Origin of the sequence: Streptomyces sp. NPDC059679 (assembly GCF_042734105.1) — a bacterium.
Lineage (GTDB): Bacteria > Actinomycetota > Actinomycetes > Streptomycetales > Streptomycetaceae > Streptomyces.
Window position 1 is genome coordinate 329871 of the sequence record NZ_JBHWES010000004.1, and the last position, 8461, is coordinate 338331.

The following is an 8461-nucleotide window of genomic DNA, read 5'->3' on the forward strand; positions in this document are numbered from 1 at the left end:
GATGAAAGGCATCACACGGCCAGTTGATTTGAGCGATTTACACCTTTAGACGCGTGTTTGTGACTGCTGAAACATGGCATGTCTGGCAGCTGCTTTGCGGCCGATTCCCCCACGGAGGAGGCAAGATTGATGGGATGCATCTTGCCTCCGACTCCCCGGGCTCTTATCTCAATTATGCCCTGAGCTGGCATTTCACGAGAGAGCGAGCGAGGGACTGGACAGTCCGGCAGGAGCACGCCTATAAATACATCCCATCTCTGCTGTGCGGCGATAGACAGATGTCGTCGAAGCGAAACATCTCCCGCTACGGGACCAGCGCGAGGAAGCATCGATGAGACTCAGAACCATCCTCTGCTCGGCCGTCTCCACCTGGTCCGCACTGGCGCTGCTCGGCGCATGTGGCAGCGGCTCCACCATCACGGGCGGCACGGTCCAGGAGTGAATCAGGCGGCCGTCGCCACCGGACACCGCCCGCCGCTCCCCCTTCCCTCGCGGGGAGTCGCGTTCCCATCTGCTTCTCACAGGAGTTGCTGTCATGCCCTCTGCCGTGTCCCCTCCCTCGGCATCAGCCCGTATCACCGCCCTCGACGTCCTGGACGTGCGGTTCCCGACATCCGAACATCTGGACGGGTCGGACGCGATGAACCCCGAACCCGACTACTCCGCCGCCTACGTCGTCCTGCGCACCGACGCCGGTGACGGGCTGGAGGGCCACGCCTTGGCCTTCACCACCGGACGCGGCAACGACGTGCAGGCCGCCGCCATCGCGGCCCTCGTCCCACATGTGGTCGGCCTGTCCGTGGCGGAGGTCTGCTCCGACCTGGGCGCGTTCTCCCGCTCCCTCGTGCACGATCCCCAACTCCGCTGGCTGGGACCCGAGAAGGGCGCCATGCACATGGCCACCGGCGCGGTGGTCAACGCCGCCTGGGACCTGGCGGCCAAGCGTGCGGGGAAGCCGGTGTGGCGTTTCCTCGGCGAGATGTCCCCCGAGGATCTGGTCGCGCAGGTCGACTTCCGCTGGCTCAGCGACGCGATCACCCCCGAGGAGGCCCTGGACATCCTGCGCCGCGCCGAACCCGGACGCGACGAGAGGATCGCCCGCCTGCTGGAACGCGGCTACCCGGCCTACACCACCACCCCCGGTTGGCTCGGCTACTCCGACGAGAAGCTGGCCCGCCTGGCCCGCGAGGCCGTCGCCGACGGCTTCACCCAGATCAAGCTGAAGGTGGGCGGGTCCCTGGAGGACGACGTACGGCGCATGCGCACCGCCCGCGAGACGGTCGGCGACGGTGTCCGTATCGCCGTGGACGCCAACCAGAGATGGGACGTCGCGCAGGCCATCGACTGGATGCGCGCTCTGGCGCCGTCCCAGCCGTACTGGATCGAGGAACCCACCTCCCCCGACGACATCCTCGGTCATGCCGCGGTCCGCAGGGCCGTGGGCCCCATCAAGGTCGCCACCGGCGAGCACATCGCCAACCGGGTCGTGTTCAAGCAGCTTCTCCAGGCCGGCGCGGTGGACATCGTGCAGATCGACGCGGCACGGGTCGGCGGGGTCAACGAGAACATCGCGATCCTGTTGCTCGCCGCGAAGTTCGGCGTGCCGGTGTGCCCCCACGCCGGCGGCGTCGGTCTGTGCGAGATGGTGCAGCACCTGTCGATGTTCGACTACGTCGCGGTCTCCGGCGCCCTGGAGGACCGGGTCATCGAGTACGTGGACCACCTCCACGAGCACTTCGTCGACCCGGTACGCATCGCCGACGGCCGCTACCTGGCGCCGGAGCTTCCCGGGCTGAGCGCGCAGATGCATCCCGAGTCGCTGAAGGAGTACGCGTACCCCGACGGCCCCGTCTGGACCGCCCGTGTCTGACGCCCTGGCCCTCGTCGACGCCCACCACCACGTGTGGAACCTGGACCTCCGGCCGCAGCCCTGGCTGGACGAGCCCGGGCACGAGCCGCTCCGCCGCAGCTTCAGCCCACGCGCCCTGCGCTCGGCCGCGACCCGGCCGATCGCCGGACGGCGGCTGACGAGCACGGTGGTCGTCCAGTGCATCACGTCCGTACCCGAGACACGCGACCTCCTCGCCCTGGCCGACAGCGACCCGCTGGTCGGCGCCGTCGTCGGCTGGGCGGACCTGACGTCCCCCGCCATCGGCGACGTACTCGACGAACTGCGCGCCCGGCCCGGAGGCGAGTACCTGCGGGCCCTGCGACACATCGTGCAGGACGAGTCCGATCCGGAGTGGCTGCAGCAACCGGCCGTGGAACGTGGCCTGCGGGCCGTGCAGGACAGCGGTCTCGGCTACGACGTGCTCATTCGCGACCACCAGTTCCCCCAGGCGATCCGGCTCGCGGAAAGGCTGCCGGAGCTGCCCCTCGTCCTGGACCATGCGGGCAAGCCGCCTCTCGCACGGCGGGAACTGACCGACTGGGCCCAGCAATTGCGCGGACTCGCCCGGCATCCCCAGGTCCGCTGCAAGGTGTCGGGGCTTGTCACGGAGGCCGACCACGAAAAGTGGACCATCGACGACATCCGCCCGGTGTGGGACGTCCTGCTCTCCGCCTTCGGCCCCGACCGGCTGATGTTCGGCTCCGACTGGCCGGTCTGTGTCCTCGCCGGCGGCTGGAACCGCTGGGCCGCCGCCGTCGAGGAACTCCTGGACGGCTGGTCGGCCACCGAGATCCACGCGGTGCTCGCCGGCACCGCGACGGCCTTCTACCACCTCACGCCCGCCCCGACGGAGGAGGCAACGCCGTGCTCCTGACGGAACTGCTGCGCCCCGCAATCCTCGAATCCCTGGCCGGAGCGGGCCACGGCGCCCGCGTCCTGCTCGCCGACGGCCACTACCCCGCCAGTACGGCCACCGGCGAGTGGGCGCGGACCGTGCACCTCAATCTACGGCCGGGCCTGCTGGACGTCACCACCGTGCTCGATGTCCTGCTGCGGGCGATCCCCGTCGAGTCGGCCCATGTCATGGTGGGGCCCGAGGGTGAACCGGAGCCGCCGGCCGTCGCCGAGTACCGCTCCCGCCTGGCGCCCGCCCCGGTGAAGGCACTGGGCCGGTTCGAGTTCTACGACGCCGCCCGCTCCCCCGACCTCGCGCTGACGATCGTCACCGCCGACATCCGTACCTACGCCAATCTGCTGCTGACCATCGGCGTCCGCGCTGAAGGGACCCTGACTCCACGATGACACTCGCAGTCCGCTACACGGCCGCCCGCACCCTGGACACGGGGCCGGCCGACACTCGCTCCCCCGGCCCCGGCGAGGTGGAACTGGCCCCCGCCTACGTCGGCATCTGTGGCACCGACCTGCACATCTTCCATGGCGACATGGACACCCGGGTCGCCACACCCGCGGTCCTCGGACACGAGATGTCCGGCCGCGTCGTACGCGTCGGACCGGACGTGGAGGGCTGGCAGCCCGGTGACGCGGTGACCGTGATGCCGCTGCGCTGGGACGGCACCTGCCCCGCATGCCGGACCGGCCACCAGCACATCTGCCAGAAACTCGACTTCATCGGCATCGACTCGCCCGGCGCGATGCAGCAGCGCTGGACGGTGCCCGCTTCGACGCTCGTACGCCTGCCGGAGTCCGTCTCACTGGACCGGGCCGCGCTCGTCGAACCCACCGCCGTCGCCGTGCACGACGTCGGCCGGGCCGAAGTCCGGGGCGGGGAGAAGGTCGTCGTGGTCGGCGGAGGGCCGGTGGGCGTTCTCATCGCGCTGGTCGCGCGCGCCGAAGGAGCCGACGTCCGCGTCGTCGAGCTGAGCGCCCATCGGCGGCGGCTCGCGGCCGACTTGGGCCTGCTCGCCTGGGACCCGGCCGCCGACGACGTGCCCGAGCTGGTGCGGCAGTGGACCGGCGATGCGGGCGCCGACGTCGCCTTCGAGGTCTCCGGCGCGGCAGGTGGCGTGGATACGGCCGTCGATGTCCTCGGGGTACGCGGTCGGCTGTGCCTGGTGGCCATCCACCCCCGTCCCCGCGAGGTGAACCTCCACCGCTTCTTCTGGCGCGAACTCACCCTCGTCGGAGCCCGGTTGTACGATCGCGCCGACTTCGAGAGGGCGGTCGCCCTGGTGGCGGACGGCACGATTTCCGCGGAGCGGCTGATCAGCAAGGTCGTGCCGCTCACCGAGGCGCCTGCCGCATTCGAGGCGCTGGAGGCCGGTGGCGATGTGATGAAGATCCTCGTGGACTGCACCGACGAGACGGAAGGAGCCGTCGTATGAGCGCGTTCGACCTGACGGGCCGACTGGCTGTCGTCACGGGAGCCCGCCGGGGCATCGGCCGGGCCATGGCCCGTGCTCTGGCCGAGGCCGGAGCGGACGTCATCGGCGTCAGCGCCAGCCTGGAGGAGTCCGGGAGCGAGGTGGAGAAGGATGTCCTCGCCACGGGACGCACCTTCGAGGCGATCCGCACGGACTTCGCCGACGCCGACGCCGTACGTGCCCTGGGCGCGGACCTCGCCGGACGGGCGCGGCCGGTGGACATCCTGGTCAACAACGCCGGCACCATCCGTCGCGCACCCGCGGCCGAACACACCGACACCGACTGGGACCTGGTGCTCCAGGTGAACCTCAACGCGCAGTTCGCCCTGAGCCGGGCGGTGGGCGCGGCGATGGTGGCCCGCGGCCAGGGGAAGATCATCTTCACCGCGTCGCTGCTCAGTTTCCAGGGCGGCATCACCGTCCCCGGCTACACCGTCGCCAAGCACGGCATCGCCGGCCTGACCAAGGCCCTGGCCAACGAGTGGGCACCGCACGGCGTGAACGTCAACGCTCTTGCCCCGGGCTACATCGCGACTGACAACACCCAGGCGCTGCAGGACGATCCGGTGCGCAGCAAGGCGATCCTGGACCGCATCCCTGCCGGGCGCTGGGGTACCGCCGACGACCTCGCGGGCGCCACCGTGTTCCTGGCCTCCGACGCGGCCGCCTATGTCCACGGCACCGTGCTTCCGGTCGACGGCGGATGGCTGGGACGGTGACCCCCGATCCGGCCTCGGCCGGTGTCCCCTTCGTAGGGCCTTCAGGAGCATGCTGTGCGAACCCGGAAGATCACGAAGACCACCGTCGACGTCACCGAACTGGGTTTCGGGGCCTCCGTCATCGGCAACCTCTACCGGGTCACACCGGCCCAGGACGCGGCAGCGGCCATCGAGGCGGCCTGGGACAGCGGCATCCGGTACTTCGACACCGCGCCGCACTACGGGCTCGGCCTCTCCGAGCAGCGCCTGGGGGCCGCCCTGCGCGATCATCCCCGCGAGCAGTACGTCGTCTCCTCCAAGGTGGGCAGGCTGCTGGTGCCCAACGAGCAGCCGCGGGGTGTCGACAGCGAGGGCTTCGTCGTCCGGGACGACCTGCGCCGCCAGTGGGACTTCAGCCGGGACGGCGTGCTCCGCTCCATCGATGCCACCTTGGAGCGTACGGGACTGGATCGCCTCGACGTCGTCTACGTGCACGATCCCGACGCCCACTGGCGGCAGGCCGCCGAGGAAGCCCTGCCCACCCTCGCGGATCTGCGCGACCAAGGGGTGATCGGCGCGATCGGCACCGGCATGAACCAGTCGGCCATGCTCGCCCGCTTCCTGCGCGAGACCGCGGCCGACGTGGTGATGCTGGCCGGACGTTACACGCTCCTCGACCAGTCGGCGCTGGACGACGTGCTGCCCGCCGCGCGGGAACACGGCAAGAGCGTGGTCGCCGTCGGCGTGTTCAACTCGGGTCTGCTTTCGCAGGATCGACCCGCACCGGGCATGAAGTACGACTACAAGGACGCCCCGCCGGACGTTGTCGCCCACGCTCTGGCCATCGCCGAGGTCTGCGAACATCACGGCACGACGTTGCCCGCCGCCGCGATCGCTTTCCCCTTCAGCCATCCCAGTACCGTCAATGTCACCCTGGGAATGAGGGACCGGGAACAGGTCAGCCGCAATGTGGAACTCCACCGTCGGGGCGTGCCCGAAGGCCTCTGGGACGATCTTCGCGCGCAGGGTCTGATCAGGCCGGACGTGCCCACGCCCGGGTGATCCTGCTGTTCACTCGGCTCCGGGGCTGAGCAGCCGCCGCCCTTGGGAGCCGTCGATCACGGGTTCACGGCGCCGGCCCTGGCGACCGTGGACCCGTTCAGGAGTGGTCGTCGGGGTACGGCAGCCCCAGGCGCGGCAGGAGTTCAGTCTCCGTCCGCTCCCGACCACTTGTGTTAACGGTCACATCACCGCATGATTGTGGCGTCGGAATCCGAAGTGTCAAGAGTTCGCGCAGCATGGATTTCTCCGGGCTTCTTCCGCCGGACCCGGCCCGGCGGCCGTGCGGATGATCACTGAGGACGAACCCACGCCCGAGTGACCGGTCACATAGGCGCACCGACAAGGAGCGAGGAGCCAGCCATGCCGAGCGGCTACCGCCGCCTTCCCGGAGTCGGCACAGCTTGATGTGTACGGCCCCTGACACCAGTGGCGCCCCCACCGTGACCATCCGCGATGTCGCGCGGGAAGCCGGCGTCTCCCACCAGACGGTCTCCCGCGTCATCAACGGCCACTCCGCCGTGGCCGATGCCACCCGTCACCGGGTCGAAGCCGCCATCGATTCGCTCGGATTCCGGCCCAACCACGCAGCCCGCGAACTCGCGGGCAAGGCCGCCCGCTCGCTGACCGTCCTCACCAGCGACACCAGCCTGTACGGGGCCGCCTCGACACTGCGCGGCATCGAAGAGGCCGCCCGAGCCGCCTCATTCACGGTCGCGGTCAGTGTGCTGGACCGACACGCCCATCCGGACCGGGCCGAGTTACGCGCCCGCCTCGCCCGGCCGAGCGAACCCGTCGTGGTCATCGCCTTCGACGCCCCAGGGGTGCATGCCCTGCGGCTGCTGCCCGCGGACACACTGGTGGTGGCCGCGGTAGAGCACCCCTCCGGCAGCGAGCCGGTTTCGTCTCGGCCGCAGGCCTGGCTGGACGACCGGCTCGCCGCCGCCCATGCCACCCGCCATCTGCTGGGCCTGGGCCACCGCACGGTGCACTACCTGGCGCTGCCTTCCTCGACCGCGGACGTGGCCCAGCGCACACAGGGCTGGCTGGACGCGCTGCGCGCGGCCGGTGCCCCGGAACCGCCCGTGCTGGAAGGCGGTTGGACGCCGCGTACCGGCTACCTCGCCGCGCGGGAGCTGGTCGCGGACCGGTCGGTGACCGCGGTGCTGTGCGGCAACGACGACGTGGCCGCCGGGGTGATGCGGGCGGCCCGCGAAGCCGGACGTCACATCCCCGACGACTTGAGCGTGGCCGGCTTCGACGACGTGCCCGTCGCGGCCTTCCTCGCCCCAGCGCTGACCACGGTCCGACTCGACTTCGAGGGGCTCGGCCGCACCTGCTTCGGACTGCTGCACCGGCTGCTCGACCCCGCGGCCCCCGCTCCCGACCCCTGCGACGAGCCCGCCCTGATCGTCCGCGAGAGCACCGGCCCATGGCGCGGGACCGGCGAATGAACGGCGGCGCGAGTGCCGTTCCGGCCACGTGAGCCAAGTGCCGGTCACACAAACAGCCTTCATCGGCCATCGGCGGGCTGGTTGACGCAAGGGGTGTTGACGTCCCACGGAGTCCGCCTATCATCCATGCTTGTCCGGCCTTCCGATTGCCGTTCGGTATCTCGAACGACAATGCGGGGTGGACAGGTTTGTGTCGGCCCCACAGACCACCGTTGACAGCCGTATCCGGTGAGGTTCCCCCTACGTCACCGTGCCGGAGTTCGAAGACGCGGGCGGCGACGCCCAGGGGAGCCATCCCCAGCCGACACAGGGAGCTCTTTCCCATACCCGCACCCGATCGGCGACGGCGGCCACCCGGCCGTCGGGGCCGCCAGCAGCCTTCCTCAACACAGGCATGACCGCACCACAGCCGTCGCTGGGAGCGCTCCCAATGAGAACGTCTCGACGTCCAAGGAGAACCATGACTGTTGTGAAGCCACCCGGCCGATACCGAACCCTCGCGTTAGGGCTGCTGGCCGCCGGCGTGATGGCGGTGGCCGGGACCGCCGCGCCCGCGTCCGCCACTGCCACCGCGTCTGACTCCGCCTCCATTCAGGCGTCCACCCTGGGCGCTCAGGCGGCCCAGTCCGGGCGGTACTTCGGGGCCGCCGTGGCCGCCGGCAGACTCGGCGACGGTACGTACTCGACCATCCTGAACCGCGAGTTCAACATGGTCACCCCCGAGAACGAGATGAAGTGGGACACCACCGAGCGCTCCCGCGGCTCGTTCAACTTCGGCCCGGCCGACCAGATCGTGAACCAGGCCACCTCGCACGGCCAGCGCGTACGCGGCCACACCCTGGTCTGGCACTCCCAGCTGCCCAGCTGGGTCAGCTCCATCGGCGACGCGAACACCCTGCGCAGCGTGATGAACAACCACATCAACGGCGTGATGGGCCACTACAAGGGCAAGGTCTACGCCTGGGACGTGGTCAACGA

At 70.1% G+C, this 8461-nt stretch carries 8 protein-coding genes; all 8 read left to right on the forward strand.

The features are described from left to right. Positions 1-535: 535 nt before the first annotated feature. Positions 536-1870, forward strand: coding sequence for an L-fuconate dehydratase (locus ACFV2X_RS08045; RefSeq protein ID WP_385612888.1), 1335 nt, complete (start codon positions 536-538; stop codon positions 1868-1870). Next, the gene (locus tag ACFV2X_RS08050) at positions 1863-2765 is read left to right on the forward strand and encodes an amidohydrolase family protein (protein WP_385612891.1); all 903 of its coding nucleotides are present in this window, start codon (positions 1863-1865) and stop codon (positions 2763-2765) included. Before ACFV2X_RS08045 ends, ACFV2X_RS08050 begins: the two co-directional genes overlap by 8 nt. Continuing rightward, on the forward strand, positions 2756-3193 hold the full coding sequence (locus ACFV2X_RS08055) for an RbsD/FucU domain-containing protein (RefSeq protein WP_385612894.1): 438 nt from the start codon (positions 2756-2758) through the stop codon (positions 3191-3193). Before ACFV2X_RS08050 ends, ACFV2X_RS08055 begins: the two co-directional genes overlap by 10 nt. Continuing rightward, a complete protein-coding gene (locus ACFV2X_RS08060; protein WP_385612896.1) occupies positions 3190-4233 on the forward strand; it encodes a zinc-binding dehydrogenase in 1044 nt (347 codons plus the stop codon). The genes ACFV2X_RS08055 and ACFV2X_RS08060 overlap by 4 nt, the downstream gene beginning before the upstream one ends. Beyond that, positions 4230-4991: an SDR family oxidoreductase gene (locus ACFV2X_RS08065; protein ID WP_385612899.1), complete on the forward strand. Its 762-nt coding sequence runs from the start codon at positions 4230-4232 to the stop codon at positions 4989-4991. Before ACFV2X_RS08060 ends, ACFV2X_RS08065 begins: the two co-directional genes overlap by 4 nt. Before the next feature lie 54 nt (positions 4992-5045). After that, positions 5046-6032 (forward strand): aldo/keto reductase, encoded by a 987-nt coding sequence (locus tag ACFV2X_RS08070; RefSeq protein WP_385612901.1) that lies wholly within the window; start codon positions 5046-5048, stop codon positions 6030-6032. A 404-nt stretch (positions 6033-6436) separates the two neighbouring features. Further along, on the forward strand, positions 6437-7483 hold the full coding sequence (locus ACFV2X_RS08075; protein WP_385612903.1) for a LacI family DNA-binding transcriptional regulator: 1047 nt from the start codon (positions 6437-6439) through the stop codon (positions 7481-7483). A gap of 460 nt (positions 7484-7943) precedes the next feature. Then, positions 7944-8461, forward strand: a 518-nt coding sequence (locus ACFV2X_RS08080) for an endo-1,4-beta-xylanase (protein ID WP_385612906.1), incomplete at its 3' end; no start/stop codon positions are given.